The sequence below is a fragment of the Streptomyces sp. NPDC001348 genome, assembly GCF_053597535.1.
Genome location: NZ_JBSFIK010000052.1, coordinates 25,272 through 49,910, shown reverse-complemented (window position 1 = coordinate 49,910; position 24,639 = coordinate 25,272). Strand labels below are relative to the sequence as shown.

23 protein-coding genes are annotated in these 24,639 nt (G+C 71.4%); 16 read left to right on the top strand and 7 right to left on the bottom strand.

Going from position 1 to position 24,639, the window contains the following annotated elements; translation table 11 throughout:
* Window positions 1-58: 58 nt before the first annotated feature.
* On the bottom strand, window positions 59-553 hold the full coding sequence (locus ACWC21_RS36480; protein WP_450888396.1) for a MarR family winged helix-turn-helix transcriptional regulator: 495 nt from the start codon (window positions 551-553) through the stop codon (window positions 59-61).
* A 101-nt stretch (window positions 554-654) separates the two neighbouring features.
* Between ACWC21_RS36480 and ACWC21_RS36475 the strand changes: the two genes are divergently transcribed.
* A complete protein-coding gene (locus ACWC21_RS36475) occupies window positions 655-1,170 on the top strand; it encodes a YceI family protein (protein ID WP_450888394.1) in 516 nt (171 codons plus the stop codon).
* Between the two features lie 10 nt (window positions 1,171-1,180).
* Here ACWC21_RS36475 and ACWC21_RS36470 read toward each other — a convergent pair whose 3' ends face one another.
* Window positions 1,181-2,869 (bottom strand): hypothetical protein, encoded by a 1,689-nt coding sequence (locus ACWC21_RS36470; RefSeq protein ID WP_450888412.1) that lies wholly within the window; start codon window positions 2,867-2,869, stop codon window positions 1,181-1,183.
* A 313-nt stretch (window positions 2,870-3,182) separates the two neighbouring features.
* Here ACWC21_RS36470 and ACWC21_RS36465 point away from each other — a divergent pair, with 313 nt between their 5' ends.
* From ACWC21_RS36465 to ACWC21_RS36450, 4 genes are all read left to right on the top strand, one after another.
* A complete protein-coding gene (locus ACWC21_RS36465; RefSeq protein WP_389149147.1) occupies window positions 3,183-3,569 on the top strand; it encodes a cell division protein SepF in 387 nt (128 codons plus the stop codon).
* Window positions 3,570-4,117: 548 nt separating this feature from the next.
* Window positions 4,118-5,335, top strand: coding sequence for an AAA family ATPase (locus tag ACWC21_RS36460; RefSeq protein WP_450888392.1), 1,218 nt, complete (start codon window positions 4,118-4,120; stop codon window positions 5,333-5,335).
* On the top strand, window positions 5,332-5,673 hold the full coding sequence (locus ACWC21_RS36455; protein WP_450888390.1) for a nucleotide pyrophosphohydrolase: 342 nt from the start codon (window positions 5,332-5,334) through the stop codon (window positions 5,671-5,673). The genes ACWC21_RS36460 and ACWC21_RS36455 overlap by 4 nt, the downstream gene beginning before the upstream one ends.
* Window positions 5,674-5,927: 254 nt before the next feature.
* On the top strand, window positions 5,928-6,398 hold the full coding sequence (locus ACWC21_RS36450; RefSeq protein WP_450888388.1) for a DUF6099 family protein: 471 nt from the start codon (window positions 5,928-5,930) through the stop codon (window positions 6,396-6,398).
* 404 nt (window positions 6,399-6,802) lie between these two features.
* On the opposite strand, the gene ACWC21_RS36445 is transcribed toward ACWC21_RS36450, so the two are convergent.
* Window positions 6,803-7,636 carry a helix-turn-helix transcriptional regulator gene (locus ACWC21_RS36445; protein ID WP_450888387.1) on the bottom strand — a complete coding sequence of 278 codons (834 nt, stop codon included), beginning with the start codon at window positions 7,634-7,636 and terminating at the stop codon, window positions 6,803-6,805.
* Between the two features lie 141 nt (window positions 7,637-7,777).
* Between ACWC21_RS36445 and ACWC21_RS36440 the strand changes: the two genes are divergently transcribed.
* The 3 genes from ACWC21_RS36440 to ACWC21_RS36430 all read left to right on the top strand — a co-directional run bounded on the left by ACWC21_RS36440 (window position 7,778) and on the right by ACWC21_RS36430 (window position 9,976).
* The gene (locus ACWC21_RS36440) at window positions 7,778-8,044 is read left to right on the top strand and encodes an Atu4866 domain-containing protein (protein WP_450888385.1); all 267 of its coding nucleotides are present in this window, start codon (window positions 7,778-7,780) and stop codon (window positions 8,042-8,044) included.
* Window positions 8,041-8,775, top strand: a complete 735-nt coding sequence (locus tag ACWC21_RS36435; RefSeq protein ID WP_450888383.1) for an SDR family oxidoreductase — start codon at window positions 8,041-8,043, stop codon at window positions 8,773-8,775. Before ACWC21_RS36440 ends, ACWC21_RS36435 begins: the two co-directional genes overlap by 4 nt.
* Before the next feature lie 280 nt (window positions 8,776-9,055).
* Entirely contained in the window at window positions 9,056-9,976 is a 921-nt protein-coding gene (locus ACWC21_RS36430) for an LLM class F420-dependent oxidoreductase (RefSeq protein WP_450888381.1), read from the top strand.
* 157 nt (window positions 9,977-10,133) lie between these two features.
* Here ACWC21_RS36430 and ACWC21_RS36425 read toward each other — a convergent pair whose 3' ends face one another.
* Window positions 10,134-10,373, bottom strand: a complete 240-nt coding sequence (locus ACWC21_RS36425; protein WP_450888379.1) for a hypothetical protein — start codon at window positions 10,371-10,373, stop codon at window positions 10,134-10,136.
* A gap of 160 nt (window positions 10,374-10,533) precedes the next feature.
* Between ACWC21_RS36425 and ACWC21_RS36420 the strand changes: the two genes are divergently transcribed.
* The 4 genes from ACWC21_RS36420 to ACWC21_RS36405 all read left to right on the top strand — a co-directional run bounded on the left by ACWC21_RS36420 (window position 10,534) and on the right by ACWC21_RS36405 (window position 16,719).
* Window positions 10,534-11,694 carry a glycoside hydrolase family 16 protein gene (locus ACWC21_RS36420; protein ID WP_450888377.1) on the top strand — a complete coding sequence of 387 codons (1,161 nt, stop codon included), beginning with the start codon at window positions 10,534-10,536 and terminating at the stop codon, window positions 11,692-11,694.
* Window positions 11,695-11,744: 50 nt separating this feature from the next.
* Window positions 11,745-12,614 (top strand): hypothetical protein, encoded by an 870-nt coding sequence (locus ACWC21_RS36415; protein WP_450888375.1) that lies wholly within the window; start codon window positions 11,745-11,747, stop codon window positions 12,612-12,614.
* Window positions 12,615-12,676: 62 nt separating this feature from the next.
* Window positions 12,677-14,152, top strand: coding sequence for a 3' terminal RNA ribose 2'-O-methyltransferase Hen1 (locus tag ACWC21_RS36410; protein ID WP_450888411.1), 1,476 nt, complete (start codon window positions 12,677-12,679; stop codon window positions 14,150-14,152).
* Entirely contained in the window at window positions 14,149-16,719 is a 2,571-nt protein-coding gene (locus ACWC21_RS36405; protein ID WP_450888374.1) for a polynucleotide kinase-phosphatase, read from the top strand. The genes ACWC21_RS36410 and ACWC21_RS36405 overlap by 4 nt, the downstream gene beginning before the upstream one ends.
* A gap of 6 nt (window positions 16,720-16,725) precedes the next feature.
* On the opposite strand, the gene ACWC21_RS36400 is transcribed toward ACWC21_RS36405, so the two are convergent.
* Window positions 16,726-17,400 (bottom strand): hypothetical protein, encoded by a 675-nt coding sequence (locus ACWC21_RS36400; protein ID WP_450888372.1) that lies wholly within the window; start codon window positions 17,398-17,400, stop codon window positions 16,726-16,728.
* Between the two features lie 329 nt (window positions 17,401-17,729).
* Here ACWC21_RS36400 and ACWC21_RS36395 point away from each other — a divergent pair, with 329 nt between their 5' ends.
* Window positions 17,730-19,613, top strand: coding sequence for a RiPP maturation radical SAM C-methyltransferase (locus ACWC21_RS36395; RefSeq protein ID WP_450888370.1), 1,884 nt, complete (start codon window positions 17,730-17,732; stop codon window positions 19,611-19,613).
* Entirely contained in the window at window positions 19,610-20,152 is a 543-nt protein-coding gene (locus ACWC21_RS36390; protein ID WP_450888368.1) for a DUF5825 family protein, read from the top strand. Before ACWC21_RS36395 ends, ACWC21_RS36390 begins: the two co-directional genes overlap by 4 nt.
* Before the next feature lie 6 nt (window positions 20,153-20,158).
* On the opposite strand, the gene ACWC21_RS36385 is transcribed toward ACWC21_RS36390, so the two are convergent.
* On the bottom strand, window positions 20,159-21,058 hold the full coding sequence (locus tag ACWC21_RS36385) for a hypothetical protein (RefSeq protein WP_450888366.1): 900 nt from the start codon (window positions 21,056-21,058) through the stop codon (window positions 20,159-20,161).
* Entirely contained in the window at window positions 21,055-22,092 is a 1,038-nt protein-coding gene (locus tag ACWC21_RS36380) for an SPFH domain-containing protein (RefSeq protein WP_389149199.1), read from the bottom strand. The genes ACWC21_RS36385 and ACWC21_RS36380 overlap by 4 nt, the downstream gene beginning before the upstream one ends.
* 124 nt (window positions 22,093-22,216) lie before the next feature.
* Between ACWC21_RS36380 and ACWC21_RS36375 the strand changes: the two genes are divergently transcribed.
* Together ACWC21_RS36375 and argF are read left to right on the top strand one after the other, a co-directional pair.
* Entirely contained in the window at window positions 22,217-23,440 is a 1,224-nt protein-coding gene (locus ACWC21_RS36375) for an arginine deiminase (RefSeq protein ID WP_450888364.1), read from the top strand.
* Between the two features lie 129 nt (window positions 23,441-23,569).
* On the top strand, window positions 23,570-24,577 hold the full coding sequence (gene argF / locus ACWC21_RS36370; RefSeq protein WP_450888362.1) for an ornithine carbamoyltransferase: 1,008 nt from the start codon (window positions 23,570-23,572) through the stop codon (window positions 24,575-24,577).
* Window positions 24,578-24,639 lie beyond the last annotated feature (62 nt).

Sequence of the window (24,639 nt, the reverse complement as noted above, 5' to 3'; positions counted from 1 at the left end):
GCCCTCGCGTCGACTGTGACCTGTGCCTCGTCGGTGCAGGGAAGCCGGTTTCCCGAGGTCAGGTGGCTTCCTCCGCGAGGTTGGGCACCAGCGAGCCGAGGGCCGCGCGCTGGGCCGGGCCGATGGTCTCGGCGAGGGCCCGGCTGACGGTCTCGGAGAGCCGGGCGGAGGCCTCCCGCAGTCGCCCCCGGCCCTTTTCGGTGAGGGCGACCTCGATACCCCGTTTGTCGCCGCACACGGACTTGCGGGTGACGAGACCGGAGTGCTGCAGGCAGGCGATCTGGTAGGTGAGGCGGGTCTTGGGGCGGCCCAGGAGGTCGGCGACACGGGTCATCCGCAGGCCTTCCGGCTGCTCGGCGAGCAGGCACAGGATCAGGAACTCGTCATGGGAGACGTCGAGGGTCTCCTTCACCACCGAGCGCAGCCGCTGCTCCACCGCGCCCGTCGCCGCGAGCAGGACCATCCAGGCGCGCAACTCGTCGGGGAGCAGCCCGCCGCCGTGCGAGAAGGGGCACTCGGGCTGGTCGGCGGGGTCGTCGAAAGGCTCGGACATACGGTCGAGTCTAACCGTTGTCCAATTTTGAATTATCGACTAGCGTGAGCTCATCCAAATTTGGACCACCGCGTGACCGCTGTGATGACAGGAGTACGACCATGACCGTCGCCGTCGAAACAGGCCTCTGGGAGCTCGAACCGACCGCCTCCACCGTCGCCGTACGGCAGAAGACCTTCTGGGGCCTGGTCACCGTCAAGGGCACGCTCGCCGCGACCGGCGGGCGGGGGGAGGTCCGGCCCGACGGCTCCGCGACCGGCACGGTGACCCTGGACGCCGCCTCCGTGGACACGGGCCACGCCAAGCGCGACACCCATCTGCGGTCGGCCGACTTCTTCGACGCCGACCACCACCCGGAGATCACCTTCGCGGTCCGCGGCGCCGACCACCTCGACGGCGACACCGTGCGGGTCACCGGGCAGCTGACCGTGCGGGGCATCAGCAGGCCGGTGTCCTTCACCGCGCGCCTGGCCGCCGCGGACGCCGAAGCGCTCACCCTGGAGGCGGAGTTCACGGTGGACCGCGACACGTTCGGCATGGGCTGGAACCAGTTGGGCATGATGCGCGGCCTGACCACGGTGACCGCCGCGCTCCGGTTCACCAGGGCCGGGGCCTGACCGCGGGTGCTCAGCCGTCCTTGCCGGTCCCGGCCAGCCGCACATCCTGGCTGGACAGCGTCTGCGGGGTCGCCGTGAAGGCGCGCAGCCGGATGCGGGTGGCCCGGCGGGGAACGGTGAACCGCCCGTGAGGTGCCCGGAGTTCGACCGTCGCCGTGGCGTGGGCGGGGACCGTGGCCGGACCCCGCGCCAGTGTCCAGTACTGGCTCATCCCCTGGCCCGTGGTGAACATGAAGTGCGGGGTCAGGGCATCGTCCCCCCGGTTGGTCACCCGCACCGTCACCGCCGACACCGCCTGCGCCGACACCCGGCGTGCCGACGTGACCTCCATCCGCAGGGGCGGGGTGCCGGTCACCGCCACGGCCGCACAGACCAGGGCCGGGGTGAGCAGCAGCCCGGCCGCCGCGATCCGGGCCGTGCGCCGGTGCGACCCGGACAGCCGCTGGGGCCACGGCTGCCACGCGCCGGCGAAGTCCGACAGGGGCGTGGTGACCGCCGCCGCCAGCCACAACGGGGTCATCATCAGGTAGTAGCCGTCCTGCGAGCGGGTCGCCAGGTAGAAGGCGCACCAGGGCAGGACCGTCGCCGCCGGCCCCAGCCGCCGGACGAACAGCATGAACAGCGCGAGCAGTGCCGCCGCCAGCAGCACGCTCGCGTGGCCGTACCAGTCCAGCCGGTCGCTGCCGTCGGTCAGGTACAGCGAGACACCCACCAGGCCCTGCCCGTGCAGCACCGCGCCCTGTGTCAGCGGCAGCGCGATCCCGGTCAGCCAGGTGCCCGGCTCGTGCACGGCGAAGTACGTGTTGATCAGCAGCCAGACGGTGGCCGCGATCCCGGCGATCCGCAGCACCACCAGCGCCGCCGCCCGGCCGCCCAGTTCGCCGCGGCGCACCGCGTAGATCCCGGCCAGCAGGAACGGCGCGAGGAACCAGGGCAGTTGCTGCGCGGCGCAGGCGGCCCCCAGGCACGCGGCCCGCGCGATCCCGGCCGCGCCGAGCCGCCCGCCCCGTCCGATCCGCGGCCAGCGCACCACGACGGGGATCAGCAGGACCAGCGCGATGATCGCCGGATAGCCGAGCCGGGCGTACGTCGGCAGGAAGCCGAAGCCCAGACACGCCATCGTCGCCGCCGACCGCCACGGCACCGGCAGCATCCGCCACAGCACGACCGTGCCGACGATCAGCGCGCCCGTGCTCGCCGCGGTCGCGGCGGCGGCGCCGTGCCCCAGCCACAGCAGCGGCGCGGTCAGCAGCGGGGCCAGCGGGGGATAGCCGTAGGTGAAGTCGTAGCCGCCGTCTATCGTCGGGGTGAGGGCCACGTTCTTGTGGCCGGTGAAGAGCCAGGGCCAGGGCTGCCCGTACATCGCGTGCCCGTCGACCAGTTCCCTGGCGGCCTGGGTGGTCAGGGCCGCCTCGTCGCCGCCGCCGTGGTTCATCGCCCAGGTGCACAGGGCGAGGGTCACCGCCGTCACCAGCACCAGCAGGTCCAGCCGCGCCAGTGAGCGGGACCGGCGCACCGTCAGCGCCAGCACGCCGGTCGCCAGGATCGACGCGTAGCAGACGGAGATGACGGCCGCGACCAGCAGGCGGTGCGTGGCCGCCTGCGTCCACACCGTCCGGGTGCCGATGAAGAGGCTCACATCGGCGAGGACGGTCAGCACACGGTGCCACTGCGCGGGTGGGTCCGGGGCGACGGACACCGCCGACTGGATCCGCCGGCCGGGCGTCACTCGTTGCGTTTCTGCCAAGTGCACGAGAGCGGACGGTAATCGGAGGCGGTGAGCGAGGCGTCCGCGGAGGTGAAGAGTCCGGTGTGAGGGCGGTAAGAAGCCCCGATCCGGCAGGAACCGGGGGGAGTGGTCGTCGCCCGGTCATTTCGCATATGTCCGGCAATGCGGTACGCCGGGGCGGGCGAGGCGGTCGCGCTTCGTGTCGCTGTTGGGCCGAACGGGTGACTTGGCGTAAGAATTGACCGGTGCAGGCAATGAGTGCGAGTCAGGTCGGGGGCAACCGGTGAACCATTACGACGTCACCGATGAACAGTGGGAGGGGCTCGCCCAGGTCGTGCCATTGAGGGGCCGCGACGCCTGGCCGTCCGCGGTGAACCACCGCTCCCTGCCGGAGGCGGAGACCGAGACCCGCCGCCGGTTCGTGGTGCTGCGCGTCAACGTGTTCGCGGACGCGCGCGACGTGGCCGAGACGGTCATGGCGGGCGCACCCGTCCTGCTCGACCTGTCCGGTGCCGAGACGGACGTCGCCAAGCGCGTCCTCGACTTCAGCACCGGCGTGGTCTTCGGCCTGGGCAGCGGCATGCACCGCGTCGACCGGAACGTGTTCCTCCTCACCCCGCCCGGCACCGAGGTCAGCGGGCTGATGGAGGGCGTGGGGGTGTCGGGCTGAGGGTTTCACCCCGCCCGTCCCCCGATCGTAGGAAGGTCCACGGGAGGTAACGGTTCGCCGCACCGGCGCGGCCCTACGGTCCGGACGTGTCCGCATTCCCCACGCCTTCCGTGTCCTCCGTGTCCTCCGTGTCCTCCGTGTCCTCCGTGTCCTCCGTGTCCTCCGTGTCCTCCGTGCCGGCCGTGCCGGCCGTGCCGGCCGTGCCGGCCGAGCCGGCCGAGCCGGCCGGGCCTGCCGGGCCTGCCGAGTCCGCCGTGTCCGTCGAGTCTGCCGGGCCTTCCGTGTCCGCTGGGGTCGTCGGGCCGGTGGCGTCCGCCGTGTCCGTCGAGTCTGCCGGGCCTTCCGTGTCCGCTGGGGTCGTCGGGCCGGTGGCGTCCGTCGAGTCCGTCGAGTCTGCCGAGTCGTCCCGGCCTGCCGCGTCCGCCGAGGCCGCCCGGCCCGTGCCCTCCGCCCGGTCTGGCAGGGCCGCTCGGTCCGCCGGGCCTGACGTGCGTGCTGAGGCCGCGCGGCCCGCCAGGTCCGCGGCATCCGCCGGGCCTGGCGAGTCCGTGGCGTCCACCCCGTTCGCACAGCCCACCGGCCCAGCCGACCCCGCCGCGTCCACCCGGCCCGTCGGCCCCGGTGCGTCCGCCCGCCCCGCCGGGCCCGGTCCGGTCGGGCGGCCGCACCTCACCGAGCTGCGGCTCTCCGCGTTCGCGGGGCACCGGCGGGCCGGGTTCCCGCTCGGGCCGCTCACTCTCTTCGCCGGGCCCAGCGGCAGCGGCAAGTCGACCGCGCTGCGGGCCTACGAGGCGTTGGCCCGGCTCGGGAGCGGCGCCACCCTCCCGGAGGCCTTCCGGGACCCGGACGCCTGTGTGCCGGAGGGGGCCCGCCCCGACGCCCAGCGGCGCCGCGGCTTCCGCATCGGCTGCACGGCCGACGGCGCCGAGGGCCCGGTCCGGCTCGACGTCGCGGTACAGGCGGAACCCGAACTGCGCATCGTGGGGGAACGGCTGACGGCCGGCGGGCTGGTGCTGCTCGAGACGGCGCTGCGCGATCCGGGACGCAGGACGGTGCAGGCCGCCTGGCACACGGCGGGCTCCGCGCCGGTGACCCGCGCCCCGCTCCCCGACGACCGGCTCGGCACGACGCTCCTGCCGCTGCGGGTGGCCGGCCGGACGGACGGACAGCGCCGGGTGCTCGCCGCCGCCGAGCAGATGGTCGTCGCCCTGCGCTCCGTCTTCGCCTGCGACCCCCGGCCCGACCGGATGCGCACCGCGGTCCCCATGGGCCCCGGACGGCTCCTTTCCCACTGCGACAACCTCGCCGACGTACTGTGGCGCACCCGCGCGGAGTGCGGCCGGCGGCACGCCCGGCTGGTCGCTGCGGTGCGCGCAGGATGCGCCGGCCCGGTCCGCGACCTGCTCGCCGAACCGCTGGGCGACGGAACCGTCCGCGCGGTGCTGGACCGGGGTGACGGCCTCGTCACGGAACTCGGCCGGCTCGGCGACGGCGAGCTCAGGTTCCTGGCGCTGGCCCTGGTCCTGCTCACCGGCCCCGGCGTCCTGGACGTCGACCCGCCCGGCGAGGTCCCCGCGGCCCTGCGCACGCTCACCGTCCTCGCCGACGGACTGGACCGGGCACTGGACGCCGGACAGCGGGCGGAGCTGCTGCGGCTCGCGGCGTGGACGAGCGGGGCCGGGCACATCCGACTCCTCGGGACGGTCGGGGACGCGTCGTGGGCCGCTGGGGCGGAGGGCGTGACGGTGGTACACCTGAAGCCGTGACGGACCCCCTGGACGTGGCGAAACTGCAGCACCGGCTGGCCGAGTTCGCGGCCGCCCGGAACTGGCAGCCGTACCACACCCCCAAGAACCTCGTGGCCGCCCTCAGCGTGGAGGCCTCCGAACTGGTGGAGATCTTCCAGTGGCTGACCCCCGAGGAGTCGGCCCGCGTCATGGACGACCCCGGTACCGCACACCGCGTCACCGACGAGGTCGCCGACGTGCTCGCCTATCTGCTCCAGCTCTGCGAGGTGCTCGGCATCGACCCGCTGACCGCCCTGGCCGCCAAGATCGACCGGAACGAGCGGAGGTTCCCGGCACCGGGCGACGGGGGCGCGTAGGGCCAAGCCCGGCCCGTCCGGACGGAACGTCCAACGAGGTCCACGACGTGCCGCCGGACACCGTGCCATCCGACGGAATGTCATCTTCCGCTATTACGTTCTGTAGCCAAAAAGCGCTTCGAATCCGAATTGTTGTCCGAAGATTTCCGTCTTCCTCTGGCTTTTCGTCTCAACCCACTTCACTCTGGGTAGTGAACAAGGTGAGTACGGGCGGACGGACGTGTGAGAGCACGTCGGACGGACGGGGGCAGCGCATGGACGCGGTGCGACTCATCGTGATGAGCAGGCGCGCCTTGGCGGTCGGCGGCGAGGCGGCGCAGATCCTGACGGAGGTGTGGCAGGCGCAGGCCCTCGCCCAGGCGGTCGGCAGCCGTCTGGCGGTCTCCGGTCCGCCCGAACTGCGGGGCGAGGCCCTGGGACTGACCGAGCTGGCGGGCCGGGGCTGCGGAGTCCTGGACGCGTACGCGCTGGACCCCGCCGACCTGCTGGCCGCACGGCTCACCGAGCTGGACGACGCCAGGGAGGCCCTGCTCTGCCTCGGCGGCCTGCTCGGCGAGGTCGGCATCGCACTCGTCGGCATCGCCAGCGCCGCGGCCGACGAGGCGACGTACTGGCAGTGCATGGAGGCCATCGACGCGGCGGACGAGTCCCGGGACCGCGTCCTGGAGATGCTCAGAAAACTGGCCGCGAGGGAGGCGGCGCTGCCGGAGCGGGAGGCGGGCTGACGCGGCGACCGGACACCGGCGCCTTCTCCGGGGGGCCGGCCCGGTGTGGTGTGACGTTGTGCGGGGGCAGTAAGTTGATCTTCTGAGGCCCGTTCTCCGGGGGTGTGGCTCCGTGGCGCGTTGTTGCATCAACCGTCAGATCATGGAGTTGCGGTTCGGTCGGACCCGGGCCGAGCTCACGACGAAGGCGTACGCCGAGGCCAGAGCGCTGAACCAACGCCGCTGACTCGGACCCGGCAGACTGCCCGGACCGTTCACGAGGCCAGGTCTGGGTGGTTGACAAGATCCCGCCCGATCGGATCGATCGAGCGGGATCCCGGCGCTTCAGGGGCGCCCACGAGCGGCATCCGAACGCGAGCGCCGGCTGAGGCGATTGCTCGGCAGATCCCGGCCATCTCTTCCGGCTACAGGGCGGCCTGATTCGAGGTGGCCTGGAGGGAGCCGAGTAGGTTGAGGGCCTGGGCGCTGGGGCTGCCGGGTTCGGCCTGGTAGATGACAAGTTGCTGGCCCGGAGCGTCGCGTACGTCAAAGGCCTGGTAGGTGAGGGCCAGGGGCCCGACGTCCGGGTGGAGGAAATGCTTGGCGTCCTGGGTCTTGCCACGCACGGCGTGGGAGTTCCACAAGCGGGTGAAGTCCGCGCTGTGCTCGGTGAGGGCGCGGACGAGTTCCCGCAGCCGTGGGTTGTCCGGGTCGAGGCCGGCCGCCTGACGCAGGTGGCTCACGGTGGCCTGCGCCGTGCGGCTCCACCGGGTGTAGAACTGTCGGCCTGCCGGATCGAGGAAGGTCATGCGGGCCAGATTGTCCGGCTGCTCGAAGGGTGAGTGCAGGGCCCCGGCCAGGGCGTTGCCCGCCAGGACGTCCAAGGTCCGGTTGATGACGAACGCCGGGGCGCCCGGGTAGCCGTCCATCAGCTGGCGAAGGGCGGGACTGACGCGGTCCGTGGTGTGGGTGAACTGGTTGCTCGGCGCTGTCCCGGCCAGCTGGTGCAGGTGCGCGTGGGCGTCGGGGTCCAGGCGCAGGGCGCGGCCGAGCGCGTCGAGTACTTGGGCCGAGGGGTGGCGTTCGCGCCCCTGTTCCAGGCGGGTGTAGTAATCCGCGTTCACCCCGGCCAGGACCGCGACCTCTTCACGGCGCAGTCCGGTGACCCTGCGCACGCCGTAGCTCGCCATGCCGACGTCCTGCGGCCGTAGGCCCGCCCTGCGTGCGCGTAGGAACTTTCCCAGGAGGTTGTCGGTCATGTCCTCAGGCTAGGGCGCAGGGGCGGTGTGCTGCCTGGGTGCGGTGCACCCAGGCAGCACACGTCCTGGTCGGCGGCATCCGACCTGTCCAGACTCGGTCGGGCAGGACAGATCCGCACCCATGGACGAGGGGAGTCCGTCATGACAGGGAACACGGAGGAGAGCCATGCCGACGTAGTCGGCATGTGGGTGACCGCGGACGGTCACATCCGCCAGGAGTTGCGGGCGGACGGCCGGTACGACGAGGGCCGCGGTAACCGGCGTAGCGCGTACACGGGCCGCTACACCGTGACCGGCAGCCACATCGACTACGTCGACGACTCCGGGTTCCACGCGACGGGCGACATCCGCGATGGCGTGCTCTACCACGAGCACCTCGTGCTCTACCGAGAGGAAAAGCAGGCATGACGGACACAGCCAAGGTCGTGGCAGTCACCGGAGCGAGCAGCGGGATCGGCGAGGCGACCGCCCGCCGACTTGCTGCAGACGGCCACCGTTTGCTCCTTGGAGCGCGGCGCACCGATCGTCTCGATGCGCTGACCAGGGAGATCACCACCGCAGGCGGTACTGCGGCGTTCCAGCGGCTGGACGTCACGGATGCCGACGACGTCCGGGCCTTCGTGTCCGCCGGCCGCGAGCGCTACGGCCGAGTGGACGTGGTGGTCAACAACGCCGGAGTGATGCCCCTCTCGCCGTTGGAAGCGCTGAAGACCGACGAGTGGGACCGCATGATCGACGTCAACGTGCGGGGAGTCCTGCACGGTATCGCCGCCGCCCTGCCCGCGATGCGAGCTCAGGGCGGCGGGCACTTTGTGAACATCGCCTCCGTCGGTGCCTACGAGGTCTCTCCCACCGCCGCCGTCTACTGCGCCACCAAATTCGCCGTCCGCGCGATCTCCGAGGGACTGCGCCAGGAGTCCACCGGGAACATTCGGGTCACCCTCGTGTCCCCGGGCGTGACCGAGTCCGAACTCGGCGACAGCATCTCCGACCCTGCTGCCAGGGAGGCCATGAAGATCTACCGCGCCGTGGCACTGCCCGCCTCCGCCATCGCGGAGGCCATTGCCTACGCCATCTCCCAGCCTTCGCAGGTCGACGTCAACGAACTCGTCGTCCGTCCCGCCGCAAGCGCCCAATAGCGGCTCATCGCAGTAGAGGGTGTAGTCGGGATCTGTCCGTTTTCGAGGTCGTCGGCACGGATTTCAGGCTCGGCTGCACTCCTGTCCGAGCGCGACGAGACATGCGGAACGAGCTGTGCACCCTCGTTGGTCGCCAGCGGTTGCCGCCCTGGGCTCGTGCGTGACGCTACCTTCTGCCCTGCGGTCTCCACTCGCCCCGCGCCACACGCTTACCCCCGGAGAAGGCGGCGCACCACCCCCGGGCAGGACTGAACGGCCCGCCGCCGTGCAGGATGGGTGCATGGACCTTCGAATCTTCACCGAGCCCCAGCAGGGGGCCACCTACGACACCTTGCTCGCCGTCGCCAAGGCCACCGAGGAGCTCGGCTTCGACGCGTTTTTCCGCTCGGACCACTACCTCCACATGGGCGACGTGGACGGCCTGCCCGGACCCACCGACGCCTGGATCACCCTGGCCGGGCTCGCCCGTGAGACCAAGCGCATCCGGCTCGGCACACTGATGACGGCCGGCACCTTCCGGCTGCCCGGCGTCCTCGCCATCCAGGTCGCCCAGGTCGACCAGATGTCCGGCGGCCGGGTCGAACTCGGCCTCGGCGCGGGCTGGTACGAGGACGAGCACAAGGCGTACGGCATCCCGTTCCCGAAGGAGAAGATCGGCCGCCTCGAGGAGCAGCTGGCGATCGTCACCGGGCTGTGGCAGACCAAGCTCGGGGACACCTTCGACTTCCACGGCAAGTACTACGACCTCACCGACTCGCCCGCGCTGCCCAAGCCCGCCCAGCAGCGCGTCCCGGTGCTGATCGGCGGCCAGGGCGCCACCCGCACCCCGAAGTTGGCCGCCCGGTACGCCGACGAGTTCAACATGCCGTTCGGATCGGTCGAGGACGGCGAGCGGCAGTTCGGCCGGGTCCGCGACGCCGCCGAGGCGGCCGGCCGCGCCGACGAGCTGACCTACTCCAACGCCCTCGTCGTCTGCGTCGGCAAGGACGACCAGGAGGTCGCCCGCCGGGCCGCCGCGATCGGCCGCGAGGTGGACGAGCTGAAGGCCAACGGCCTCGCCGGCACCCCCGCCGAGGTCGTCGACAAGATCGGCCGTTACGCCGAGATCGGCTCCCGGCGTATCTACCTTCAGATCCTCGACCTCTCGGACCTGGACCACCTCGAGCTGATCTCCGCGCAGGTGCAGTCGCAGCTCGGGTGAGGCCCGCCCACCGCGTCCGCGCGGGCTGAGGGGCGCCGGTCGCCCGCGCCCCGGGCCACGGCTCTGTTTCCGGCCCGGGGCGGGCTCACCGGAGCGTGCCGGCCGGGCGACCGCCATGACGGGGCGGCAGCCGGCTTCGCACACGTGGTCCCGGCGGTCAGCCGGACGGGCCGCGACGGGTGCGCAGCGCCAGTACCAGGCAGATCGTGGGCGCGGCGATGGCGAGCGAGGCGGGCAGAGGTGCCCACGACCTGCCCGCGACCGGCGCCCGGGCGGCGAGCGGTACCACCGCGGTCGCGGCGGCGGCCGCCAGTGGTGGCGAGGAACGCGGAACCGGAGGCGGCAGTGTCGGGGTGGTAACGAATTCCGGCGGCCGGTCACCGAAATGATTCGTCACCCCTGGACCGGGGCAGAGAAGGATCTGACCCGTCAGGGGGGCGGGAATTTCACCGATGGGGCGGCACGCAGGGTTCGGGGCCCGTGGACGCCGCCAAGTCGCGCCTGCTTCCGGCGCGATCGGGGGAAGCAAAGGGTGGGGGACAATGATGTTTCGCCGCATGCGAATCCTGGCTGCCGTAATTCAACTCGGGGCCGCCGTGCCGGCATTCGCGGGCTGCTCCGCGCCCGCTCTGCACGCCAGGGCCGTTGCCGCCAAGGCGCCGGAGACCGACTGGGGGCGCCCCTACTTCACCGACGGATTCAGCGGCACATCCCTCAACTCCGCCGACTGGAACATCTACGACGACACCGGCCCCGTCAGACCTTCCAAGCCGCAGCGGATCAGGTCGGCGACCCGGGTGAGTCACGGCATGCTCGAATTCGTCGGTCATGTGGATCCTGTGCACGGAGACGTCTCCGGAGGCGTGCAGAGCAGGAAATTCCTCACCTACGGCCGGTGGGAGGTGCGCATGCGCGCCGACGTGGGGAACGGCTATGACCCCGTGTCCCTTCTGTGGCCCAAGGGGAAGTGGCCGGACAAGGGCGAGATCGACATGGTCGAGATTCCCAACGGAAAACGGAACACCGAGATCGAGTTCCTGCACTACGGGTCGGACAACCACCAGAAGGGAATTCATCTCAAGGTCGACTTCACCAAGTGGCACACCGTGGCCGTCGACTGGCTGCCCGACCGCATCACCTACTACGTCGACGGCAAGGCCACATGGACGGTGAAGCGGCAGCGAGACCCGAAGAAGAACCTGGTCCCGGGCACGCCGTTCGCCCTCTCCCTGCAGAACGACGAGGGATGTTCGGGCTACTGCCGGCGTGACGCCACCACGCCGAAGAACGTCCTGATGTACGTGGACTGGGTGAAGGTCTACAAGGTTCCGGCCCGCGTACTGGCGAAGTGCCGGGACACCCTGGTGGCTCCCAAGTCACCCCCGAGCACCACCTTCCCGGTCAGCGCGTCGGTCTACTGTCCGGTGGCCGCGGGAAACAAGGTCGTCCTCGTCTCCGACATCAAGAACGCCGACGGACACGGCCACCGGGAGTACTACCTCTCGAAACAGCCCGTCTCGACGGAGAATCCCGATCCGCAGACCTGGCGGGTGACAGCCACGGCCGGGGTCACCCGGACCTATTACCTGATCAGCGTCTCCCCGGCTCTTCTCAAGCGCATCCAGGACCCCTCCAACACCTTTGCCGACGGTGGGCACCACAGTCTGCTGGGAGCGCCGGTCGTCTCCAACCAGCAGGTCAACAAGACACCTTCCTGATCGCCCGCCTGAACGGGAAATCCGGTGACGGGGAGTCAAAGGGGGGAAACGTGCAGCATTCCATGATCGTGCTGGTCTTCGCGGCAGCGTTTATCATCGTCGTCCTGGCGATCGTCGGCGTGGTCATCGTCGCTGACAATATGAACTTCAACATCCGGCTGCCACCACCCCTCAGGGGGAGAATCGATCTCAAGAGGTCCGACTCGATGCGGAGCTGGCCGCGGATACTCCTCGCGGTCTGCGTACTCCTCTTCGTACTCGTCCTCATTTTCGTACTCGTCATCATCCTCACCGGCAGCTCCATCGCCGGGATTTTCGATTTCTCCGGTGACCGTAATTCCGCGGCTCCCACAAACACTCCACCCACCGCACAGCCCACGACGACAACGGAACCGCCGGGCAACTGGTGCGCACGGGCGGCACAATCGAAGGAGTGGAAGCCGGCCGACATCGACCGGCCCCGAGGACTCGGTGCCGACGATCCTCAGGTGACCGCGGTCTGGTACCGCCTGGACCGGCAGCCGCACGAAAAACTGACCGTCCAGATAGTGGCCCGGATCTCCACCCGCGCCGGCTTCATCCGCACGGCCCGCCTCTGGAGCGTGCACCGCAATGTCGATCAGGTCCCCGGTGACGCCTACTGGCCGCAGAAGGAGTTCTCCGAGTACGGGGACAACACGTGCTGGCGGACCGAACCGTCGGCACTCGGAGCGGCGGCCTACGAGAACGCCGGCTACGTGTGGCCGTACGCCATCGTCATGACGCCCCCAGCGGCGGACACGAGGTTCACGAACTACCTGGAACAGCAGAAGAACAAGGCCCCCGAGGACAAGCAGAACGGCATCCCCAGCACCTCCTACGCCCGGCTGGGCACCACCGACGTGGCCCGGTTCTCCGTGGACACCAGGGGCACGTCCTAGCCTCGCGCACCGACGGGTAATCCAGTACCGCCGTGGGCGCACCGACGCCCATACTCGGTCATGTGTTCCTGACGATCTCGACTACCGGCAACGATCAGCACCCGGCCACTGACCTGGGGTTCCTCCTCCACAAGCACCCTGACAACCCGTACTCGGCCAAGCTCTCCCACGGCACGGCGCACGTCCTCTACCCCGAGGCGGACGCCGAGCGCTGCACGGCGGCGCTGCTGCTGGAGGTGGACGCGGTGGCGCTGGTGCGGCGCGGCAAGGGCAAGGGGCGCGGCGGGGCTCCCGACGCGGCGCTCGGCCAGTACGTCAACGACCGGCCGTACGCCGCCTCCTCACTGCTCGCGGTGGCGCTCAGCAGTGTCTTCTCCAGCGCGCTGCGCGGCGTGTGCAACGCCCGGCCCGAGCGGGCCGCCGAGCCGCTTCCGCTCAGGATCGAGGTGCCCGCGCTGCCCGCCCGGGGCGGCCCCGACCTCGTACGGCGCCTCTTCGAGCCGCTCGGCTGGGCGGTGACCGCCGAACCCGTCGCCCTGGACACCGAGTTCCCGCAGTGGGGGGACTCGCGGTACGTGCGCCTCGTGCTGGAGGGCTCCGGGCTGACCCTCGCCGAGGCCCTGCGGCACCTTTACGTGCTGCTCCCCGTCCTCGACGACGCCAAGCACTACTGGGTGTCGTCCGACGAGGTCGACAAGCTGCTGCGGGCGGGGGAGGGCTGGCTGCCCGCCCACCCGGAGCAGAAGCTGATCACCAGCCGGTACCTCTCCCGCCGCTGGTCGCTGACCCGGGAGGCGCTGGAGCGACTGGAGCTGGTGCGGCTCGCCGAGACCGACGACAGCGAGGTCGAGGAGATCGACAACGCCGTCGCCGAGGACACGGAGACGGAGGAGAAGCCCACCCCGCTCGCCGTGCGGCGACGGGACACGATCATCGCGGCGCTGTGCGAGACCGGCGCGGCCCGCGTCCTCGACCTCGGCTGCGGCCAGGGCCAGTTGGTGCAGGCGCTGCTGAAGGACGCGCGGTTCACCGAGATCGTCGGCGTCGACGTGTCGGTGCGCGCGCTGACCATCGCCTCCCGCCGCCTCGGGCTGGACCGCATGGGGGAGCGGCAGGCCTCGCGCGTCAAGCTCTTCCAGAGCTCGCTCGCGTACACCGACAACCGCCTCAAGGGGTACGACGCCGCCGTGCTCAGCGAGGTGATCGAACACGTCGACCTGCCCCGGCTGTCCGCCCTGGAGTACGCGGTGTTCGGCGCGGCCCGCCCCCGCACGGTCCTCGTGACCACCCCGAACGTCGAGTACAACGTCCGCTGGGAGTCCCTCCCGGCCGGCCGGATGCGGCACCGCGACCACCGCTTCGAGTGGACCCGCGAGGAGTTCCGCTCCTGGGCGCGCACGGTGGCCGAACGGCACGGCTACGGCGTGCGGTTCGTGCCCGTCGGGCCGGACGACCCCGAGGTCGGTCCGCCCACCCAGATGGCGGTCTTCGAAATGAGCACCGGCACCGGCGACAAGAAGGAGGCGAAGGCGGCATGACCGAGGCGGCACAGCACAGGGGACGGGTCCTCCCCGTCACCGACCTCTCCCTCGTCGTGCTCGTCGGTGCCTCCGGCTCCGGCAAGTCGACCTTCGCCCGCCGGCACTTCGCGCCGACCGAGGTGATCTCCTCCGACTTCTGCCGGGGCCTGGTCTCCGACGACGAGAACGACCAGAGCGCCACGAAGGACGCCTTCGACGTCCTGCACTACATCGCGGGCAAGCGGCTGGCCGCCGGCCGCCGCACGGTCGTCGACGCCACCAGCGTCCAGCAGGACGCCCGCCGGCAGCTGATCGACCTGGCCAAGAAGTACGACGTGCTGCCCATCGCCATCGTGCTGGACGTCCCCGAGGAGGTCTGCGCCGAGCGCAACGCGTCCCGCTCCGACCGGGCCGGCATGCCGCGCCGGGTCATCCAGCGGCACGTCCGCGAACTCCGCCGCTCCCTGCGGCACCTGGAGCGCGAGGGCTTCCGCAAGGTGCACCTCCTGCGGGGCGCCGAGGACGTCGAGCACGCCACCGTCGTCAGCGAGAAGCGCTTCAACGACCTCACCCACCTGACCGGCCCCTTCGACATCATCGGCGACATCCACGGCTGCTCGCGCGAACTCGAGTCGCTGCTCGAGAAGCTGGGGTACACGGACGGCGTCCACCCGGAGGGCCGCACGGCCGTCTTCGTCGGCGACCTCGTCGACCGTGGCCCGGACAGCCCGGGTGTGCTGCGCCGCGTGATGTCGATGGTGCGGTCGGGCAACGCGCTGTGCGTGCCGGGCAACCACGAGAACAAGTACGGACGGTACCTGAAGGGCCGCAAGGTCCAGCACACGCACGGACTCGCCGAGACCATCGAGCAGATGGACGGCGAGAGCGAGGAGTTCAAGCAGGAGGTACGGGAGTTCATCGACGGTCTCGTCAGCCACTACGTCCTGGACGGCGGCCGGCTCGTGGTCTGCCACGCGGGTCTGCCGGAGAAGTACCACGGCCGTACCTCCGGCCGGGTCCGGTCGCACGCCCTGTACGGGGAGACGACCGGCGAGACCGACGAGTTCGGGCTGCCGGTGCGCTACCCGTGGGCGGAGGACTACCGGGGCCGGGCTGCGGTCGTCTACGGTCACACCCCGGTCCCCGAGGCCACCTGGCTCAACAACACCATCTGCCTGGACACCGGCGCCGTCTTCGGCGGCAAGCTGACCGCGCTGCGCTGGCCGGAGCGCGAACTGGCCGACGTACCGGCCGAGCGGGTCTGGTACGAGCCGGCCAGGCCGCTGCGGACCGAGGCGCCGGGCGGACACGACGGGCGGCCACTCGGCCTCGGCGACGTGCAGGGCCGCCGGGTGGTCGAGACCCGGCACGCGGGCCGGGTGTCCGTCCGCGAGGAGAACGCTGCCGCGGCGCTGGAGGTGATGAGCCGGTTCGCCGTCGACCCGCGGCTGCTGCCGTACCTGCCGCCGACCATGGCTCCGACGGCCACCAGCCGGGTGGAGGCCCGCGGCGGAGCCGCTGACGGGCACTATCTGGAGCACCCGTCGGAGGCCTTCGCGCAGTACGCGGCGGACGGCGTCGAGCGGGTCGTGTGCGAGGAGAAGCACATGGGCTCCCGGGCGGTGGCGCTGGTGTGCCGGGACGCGGACGCGGCGCGCAGCAGGTTCGGTGTGGACGGTCCCACGGGCTCGCTCTACACCCGCACCGGGCGGCCCTTCTTCGACGACCAGGAGGTCACCGAGGAGATCCTCGGCCGGCTCCGCACGGCGATCGACGCGGCCGGCCTCTGGGACGAACTCGCCACCGACTGGCTGCTGCTGGACGCCGAACTGATGCCGTGGTCGCTGAAGGCCTCCGGGCTGCTGCGGTCGCAGTACGCGGCCGTGGGCGCCGCCTCCGGCGCGGTGTTCCCGCCCGCCCTGGCCGCTCTGCGGGGTGCGGCGGCGCGCGGTGTCGACGTCGCCGACCTGCTCGCCCGGCAGCGCGAACGTGCCGAGGCCGCAGCCGCGTTCACCGACGCCTACCGGCGCTACTGCTGGACGACCGAGGGCCTGCACGGCGTACGCCTGGCGCCGTTCCAGCTCCTGGCCGTCCAGGGCCGCAGCCTCGCCGCCCTGCCGCACGACGAGCAACTCGCCCTGCTGGACCGGCTGGTGGAGTACGACGGCAGTGGTCTGCTGCAGACGACCCGTCGGCTCTACGTCGACACCGGTGACCCCGGGTCGGTGCGGGCGGGCGTCGACTGGTGGCTGGAGATGACCGGCCGCGGTGGTGAGGGCATGGTCGTCAAGCCGCTGGGCGCCCTGGTCCGCAGCCCGGAGGGCCGGCTGGTCCAGCCCGGTGTCAAGTGCCGGGGACGGGAGTACCTGCGGATCATCTACGGTCCCGAGTACACACGCCCCGACAACCTCGCGCGCCTGCGCACCCGTTTCCTGAACCACAAGCGGTCGCTGGCGATCCGCGAGTACGCGCTGGGCCTGGAGGCCCTGGACCGGCTCGCGGACGGTGAGCCGCTGTGGCGGGTGCACGAGGCGGTGTTCGGGGTGCTCGCGCTGGAGTCGGAGCCGGTGGACCCCCGGCTGTGAGCACGGTCAGCTCCGGCCGGCGCGCCGCAGTTCACGGGTGACGGCCTGTTCGTTCCGGCCGAGGAGCGCCTTCTCCATGCTGTGGTCGTCCGAGCGGGAGAAGCGCTCACCCCGTGCGACGTCCTCCTTGCTCAGCACGCGTCCACACCACTCGCCCTGGTCGCCCGTGTGATCGTCGAAGGGCACGGCGGCGCCCTCCCCGAGGAGGACCCACCCGTCGGCGGTCCAGTGGAGGGCGAGGAGATAGGTGTGTCCGGTCTCCAGCCGTGGAGCGTCCGTGGCCGTCCTCTTCAGGCGGTTGCCGCTCGTGTACACCCGCCATCCCGGGGCGGTCATGTCGAAGCTCTTGTCCAGCGTTTTCGCGGGGTGCCGGCTGGACCAGAGGAGGTCGTCCGTGCGGAACGTCACCATGCGGTCGACGTCGTAGCGAACGGGACCCCTCCTGTAGTCACGCCGGTTGGTCTCCCGCTCCCGTACCGGAGTGGCCACGGCGACGTGGTCGGCGTAGGTGATCCAGTCCTTGGCGGTCTGGGACGGGTACGGGTCACTGCCGACCCCGCAGCCGACCACCGTGGTCAGACCGGTTCCGCCGACCAGGACACCGGCGGCGATCCCGGCGACGGCCAGGACGGCGGCGACGGGCCGGCTGACGAGAGACCTGCCCAAAGAAATTCTTGGCATGACGGAACACCCTCCCCGTGGCGACACGGTTCCCCCGGTCGCTGATGACGTGCGCGCCGACGGAGTGGTCATGATCCGCCCGGCGCGGCGATCACTATAGGTACGTGCCGGTCAAGTGGATCAAGGGTCAGCTTTGTCCCGGAACACACTTGTGACACACAGACGTCCGTCCATAATGTGGACTCCCGTACGCGCAAGGCTGTTCGAAATCACACGTCCCTGGGGAGTGGACATGGAGATCAAGAAGGTCGTCGTGCGGGAGGACCGAAGTACCAGCCGCCGGCCGGCGATCCTGGAGAAACGGCCGACCCGTTGACCGGGGGACGGGCATGAGAGTGCACCTCGTGACGATGCCCTGGCATCCGATCGACCTTCCCTCACTGCAACTGGGCCTGCTGCACCGACTGGTGCGGCAGGCCCGCCCGTGTGACGAGGTGACGGAGTTCCACGGCTCGCTGCGCTGGGCGGAGTTCCTGCTGGAACGCTCCGGCGGACGGCTGCGGCCCGCGGACTACGTGGAGGTCGGCAGCGACTCGATCTTCCACGGCCTGGGCGACTGGGTCTTCTCGGGCGTCCTGTACGACGATTCCGGCTGGGGGGTCACATCGCTGCGGGACTACGCCGCCGAGCGGGGTGTCTTCATCGACACCGCCCTCGCCATGCGGCCGTTCGCGACCGGGTTCATCGCCCGGTGCGCGACCGAGGTGCTGGCGGCCGAGCCCGACGTCGTCGGGTTCACCACCACCTTCATGCAGAACGTCGCCTCGCTGGCCCTGGCGCGGGAGCTCAAGCGCCAACGCCCGGGGCTGACCGTCGTGTTCGGTGGCAGCAACTGCGACGGACCCATGGGGCACGCCCTGCACCGCAACCACCCGTTCGTCGACCACGTGGTGCGAGGCGAGGGCGAGTACGCCTTCCCGGCCCTCCTGCGCCACCTGGACGAGGGCACACCGCCGGTGGACGTCCCCGGCCTGTGCTGGTGGGACGGCCACACGTCCCGGGCCAACCCGGAGAGCCGGCGCACGGTGGCACCGGCCGACATACCCACGCCGGACTACGACCAGTGGCAGACCGCCCTCGAGACGTCCCCGGTCGTGGAGTACGTGCACCCGAAGCTGGTCGTGGAGGGGGCGCGGGGCTGCTGGTGGGGCGAGAAGCACCACTGCACGTTCTGCGGGCTCAACGGCTCGTCCATGGCCTTCCGCGCCAAGCCGGGGGAACGGCTGTGGGAGGAGATCGACCGTCTCGTCCGCCGCCACCGCATCCTCGACGTCGTCACCGTCGACAACATCATCGACATGGCGTACTTCCGGGACTTCCTGCCCCGCGTCGTCGACAGCGGCTGGGACCTGCGGCTGCACTACGAGGTCAAGTCCAACCTCACCCGCGACCAGCTCGGCCTGCTCGGCCGCTCGGGCACGGTGCACATCCAGCCCGGCATCGAGAGCCTGGGCAGCCGGGTCCTCGACCTGATGGACAAGGGTGTCACCGGTGCCCGCAACGTGCGCACTCTCAGGGAGTGCGAGAACCACTCGCTCACCTGCTCCTGGAACCTCCTCTACGGCTTCCCCGGGGAGACCGCCGAGGACTACGACCCGGTGATCGACCAGCTCCCCGCCCTCGTCCACCTCCAGCCGCCGAGCGGCGCCCACCGCATCCAGCTGGAGCGGTTCAGCCCGCACTTCACCGACCCGGACCTCGGTTTCGGCAAGCGCCGCCCGGCCGCGATGTACGGCCACGTCTACGACCTGCCGGAGGAGGAACTCGCCGACCTGGTCTACCTGTTCGACACCGAGGACGCGGGCATCGGCGGCCCGGTCGAGCGGCGCCTGAAGGAGGCGGTCGCCCAGTGGCGGGCCGGGCACCCGCACTCCCGGCTGGAATACGAAGAATACGAAGAGGACGGGGCGGACGCCGAGGGCGAGGGAGCCCTCCTGGTCCACGACCGCCGGCACGGCCGCCCGCACACCACCCACCGCTTCGCCGGCTGGGCCGCGGCCGCCCTGCGCCACCTCGAGGACGGCCGCACCGAGCCGGCACTGCACCGGCTGCTGACGGACGACGGCCACGACGTCCCCACCGGCACGCTCACGGCCTGGCTGCACCGCGTCCTCGCCCTCGGCCTGCTGTTCCGCGACGGCCGGACGTACGTCTCCCTGCCCACCCGGGACGCCCCGGTCCGTCTGCCCGACGGTGCGGCGGTGACCGGATGACCGGGCTGCCCGCCGTCGTCCCGCACCGCGCCACCGGGCGCCGGGTCGAGGTGACCGGGCCGTTGCGGCTGGGCGCGGGAGGCCGGGAGACGGCGGAGGCGGTGCGGTTCCTGCGCGAGTGCCAGGGACTGGGGCTCACCGTCGCCTGGGAGGCGGCCGACGCGCAGCTCCCCTGCGACGTCCGGCACCTGCGCCACCTGCCGCCTCCGGCACCACACCGCGACGAACCGGAAGAGCTGACCGCCTGGCGGGCCGGCCACCGCCACGGACTGCTCTACCACCGGCGCGGCCCGGACTTCGTCAGCGTGCTGGACCGCAGACAACCCGGCGCCGCCGCCCGGATCACCCTCGACCATCCCGACCTGCTCGCCGCCTTCCACACACTGCTGGTCCCCGCACCCCTGGAGACACTGACCCCAGGGCAGCGGGCGGCCGCCGGACTGCTCGCCGCCGAGCGGCTGGCGCTGGTCACCGACGGGTGGGCGGTGACCCTGCCGCCCCGCATCCGCCGCTGGCCCGTCCCCTGCACCGCCGTCTGACCGGAGTCAGCCGGTCAGACGCAGCCGCCGCTCGCACACACCCACCCGGACCGTCTGGCCACAGGTGAGCTCCAGCGCGTCGCTCTCGATGCCATCGCCGAACGCGACGAGGCGGTCGGACTCGACGGTGACCGTCAGGGCGGCGGATGCCCTCAGCTCCCCGGCGACCAGGGACGTCCCTGTGGCGGGTGACGGCCAGGCCTCCCGGACGAACCACACCAGACGGTCCTCGGCCGGCGCGGGCAGGGCCAGGCGGCTGCCCCGTTCCTGCCACACCGACCGCAGCCAACCGGTGGCCCCCGTCCCCGTACCCACCAGCACCCCGGAGGAGGCCTGGGCCTCGACGACACCCCCGTCGCCGTCGAGGCCCAGGCGGTAGCGGGCCGTCTGATGGCCGGCCGCACCGAGGTAGATCTCGTTGAGCGCGACCAGCCGCTGCGTGTCGTCGGCGACGGCCTCGACCATCGTGAGCTCCTCGGTGCCGGTGCCCCGGGCGCAGACGGCGGGCAGCAGGCCGGCCGCGTCCTCGGGCCGGTGCCGCACCAGCACGCCCGGATTGCGGCCGGGGTCGGTGTCGATGCCCACCACCGGCTGACCCGTCAGGTACTTGGCGACGTTCGCCACCAGCCCGTCCTGGCCGACCACCACGACCACGTCCTCGGGGGCGAAGAGGAACCGGTCCAGGTCGCCTCGCTCGACCGTGGTCCGGCGCCAGGTCAGCGGCACCGCCGAGGCGACCTCGGCCAGCGCCCGCCGGGTCCGGTGGTGGCGGTCGGCCACCTCCTCGACGGCGCGGCCGCGGGAGGCGAGGAAGAAGGCGGCCTGCCCGTGCGTGCCGTGCCGGGCCAGCAGCTCCTCGTACTCGGTGGTGCGGTGGACCAGCACGGCGCGCGGGGCGAGGCTCACGCCGGCTCCCCGGTCCCCAGCTTCGCGAGCAGGCCCGTGAGTACGTCCGGCGAGACCGTCACACTGTCGATCCGCGGCAGGTTCTCGGCCAGGCGGGCCCCGGTGAGCGCGTGCAGCGTCGCCACGTCCGCCTCGGCGTGCACCCGCAGCCACGCGGCCTGCGCCTCGGCCCGCGCCGCACCGACCTCCCGTGCGCCCTCGGCCTCGGCGCGGGCCAGCCGTACCGACCGCGCGGCCTCCGCCTCCGCGAGCTTCACCGTGCGCGTCGCCTCCGCCTGGGCCCGTACCGCGTCCGCCGCCGCGTGCTCCTCGGCCTCGCGGCGGGCGTTGGTGCCGCGCTGCTCGACGAGCTGCTCCTCGCGGCGGGCGAGTTCGATCTGGCTGGCGAGTTCGTTCTCGGCGATCGCCCGTTCCCGCTCGACGGCCACCGCCCGCCGTTCGTAGGTCGCCCGGTCGGCCTCCTGCTGGATCTGCTCGCGCGCCGGCGTCCGCAGCGCCCGCTCCACCTCCGGCTCGGGCCGCAGCGCCACGACCCGGACGGCGACGACCTCGATGCCGGTCGACGGCAGCCGGGGTTCCGCGCCCAGGCCCGCCGCTATCCGCTCGCGCACCGCCGCCACACCGTCCACCAGCGCGGCCGCCAGGGGGGTGCGGGCCAGCACGTCCAACGCGTGCTGCTGTGCCGTCTCCGTCAGCAGGGTGCCCAGCTGCTCCAGCGGGGCGCCGCGCCAGACTCCCGTGTCGGGGTCGATGGAGAAGTCCAGGCGGGCGGCGGCCACGGCCGGGTCGCTGATCCGGTAGGTCACCGTCGCCTGCACCGCCACGTCCTGGAAGTCGGCCGTGCGGGCGTGGAAGGTCATCGCCAGCTCGCGGTCGTCGACCGGCACCTCGGACAGTGCCGCGGTCAGCGAGCGGTACCAGAAGCTGAGCCCCGGGCCGTCGTGCACCAGCGTGCCGGAGCGGTGGTGCCGGATGTGCGCCGTCGGGGCGCCGCGCAGGTGGCGCCAGCCCAGGCGCCGGGTGATGTCGGCCATGGAACCCTCTCACTCTTTCTCGTCATAGAGACGATAATTGGAGGGTTCCCTTGTCGTCAATGGGACGAGAACAAGAATCTGCAATAGCAGGATGAAAAGGGAAGGCGGTGGTCAGGATGGAGGCATGGCATTCCATGTCGACTCCGAGGCCGGGCGGCTGCGCCGCGTCATCCTCCACCGGCCGGATCTCGAGCTCAAGAGGCTCACCCCGAGCAACAAGGACGCCCTTCTCTTCGACGACGTGCTGTGGGTGCGCCGGGCGCGCGCCGAGCACGACGGGTTCGCCGACGTGCTGCGCGACCGCGGGGTCACCGTCCACCTCTTCGGCGACCTGCTCGCCGAGACCCTGGACGTCCCCGAGGCCAGATCGCTCGTCCTGGACCGGGTCTTCGACGAGAAGGAGTACGGCCCCCTCGCCACCGACCACCTCCGCGCCGTCTTCGAGACGATGCCCGCGCAGGAACTGACCGAGGCCCTGGTGGGCGGCATGACCAAACGGGAGTTCCTCGAGGCGCACGCGGAGCCGACCTCCGTCCGCTTCCATGTGATGGAAATGGACGACTTTCTGCTGCGCCCGCTGCCCAACCACCTCTTCACCCGTGACACCTCCGCCTGGATCTACGACGGGGTCGCCATCAACGCCATGCGGCTGCCCGCCCGGCAGCGGGAGACGGTGCACTTCGAGGCGATCTACCGGCACCATCCGCTGTTCCGCGAGGAGCCGTTCCGCGTCTGGTCGCGGGGGCAGGCCGACCACCCGTCCACCATCGAGGGCGGTGACGTCCTGGTGATCGGCAACGGCGCGGTCCTCATCGGGATGAGCGAGCGCACCACCCCGCAGGCCGTGGAGATGCTCGCGCACAAGCTGTTCGCGGCGGGCTCCGCGCGCACCATCGTGGCGCTGGACATGCCGAAGCGGCGGGCCTTCATGCACCTGGACACCGTCATGACCATGGTCGACGGCGACACCTTCACCCAGTACGCCGGGCTCGGCATGCTCCGCTCGTACACCATCGAACCGGGCGTCGACGACAAGGAGCTCAAGGTCACCGACCATCCGGCCGAGCACATGCACCGGGCGATCGCCGCCGCCCTCGGCCTGAGCGAGATCCGGGTGCTCACCGCCACCCAGGACGTGCACGCGGCCGAGCGCGAGCAGTGGGACGACGGCTGCAACGTGCTCGCGGTGGAACCGGGCGTCGTCGTGGCCTACGAGCGCAACTCCACCACCAACACGCACCTGCGCAAACAGGGCATCGAGGTGATCGAGATCCCCGGCAGCGAACTGGGGCGGGGCAGGGGCGGGCCACGCTGCATGAGCTGCCCCGTGGAGCGGGCGGCTGTATAGGACGCGCAGGACGCGCAGGACGCGCAGGCCGCACGGGACCGCCCAGGACCGCAGAGGGACTGTATAGAAATGTGGAGCATCGTATAGACTTCCATTGTCCCGTTTCCCCCGTCCCCCCGGAGCGCCCCCATGGCGACAGTCCCGACCGCCCTCGCCGGCCGCCACTTCCTCAAGGAGCTGGACTTCACCGCGGAGGAGTTCCGCGGCCTGGTCGCGCTGGCCGCCGAGCTGAAGGCCGCCAAGAAGGCCGGGGACGAGACGCGGTACCTGCGGGGGAAGAACATCGCGCTGATCTTCGAGAAGACCTCGACCCGCACCCGCTGCGCGTTCGAGGTCGCCGCCGCGGACCAGGGCGCGTCGACGACGTACCTCGACCCGTCGGGCTCGCAGATCGGGCACAAGGAGTCCGTGAAGGACACCGCGCGCGTGCTCGGCCGGATGTACGACGGCATCGAGTACCGCGGGGACAGCCAGGAGAAGGTCGAGCAGCTCGCCGCGTACGCCGGAGTGCCCGTCTACAACGGCCTGACCGACGACTGGCACCCCACGCAGATGCTCGCCGACGTGCTCACCATGACCGAGCACTGCGCCAAGCCGCTCGGCGGGACCGCCTTCGCCTACCTCGGTGACGCCCGCTTCAACATGGGCAACTCCTACCTGGTCACCGGCGCCCTGCTCGGCATGGACGTGCGGATCGTCGCGCCGCGGGACTACTGGCCCGCCGAGGACGTCGTCACCCACGCCCGCAAGCTCGCCGAGGTCAGCGGCGCCCGCGTCACCCTGACCGAGGAGATCCGCGAGGGCGTCGAGGGCGCCGACTTCGTCGCCACCGACGTCTGGGTCTCCATGGGCGAGCCCAAGGAGGTATGGGCGGAGCGCATCGCCGCGCTGTCGCCGTACGCGGTGACCATGGACGTACTGCGTGCCACCGGCAACCCCGGCGTGAAGTTCCTGCACTGCCTCCCCGCCTTCCACGACCTCGGCACCAAGGTCGGCCGGGAGATCCACGAGACCTACGGCCTGACCTCCCTGGAGGTGACGGACGAGGTCTTCGAGTCGGAGCACTCGGTCGTCTTCGACGAGGCCGAGAACCGGCTGCACACGATCAAGGCGGTCCTCGTCGCCACCCTCGCCTGATCCGCTCCACCAGGCCTTGCCCCACCCGCCTCACCAGGCTTTATCCTGACCGGCGGCCCGGA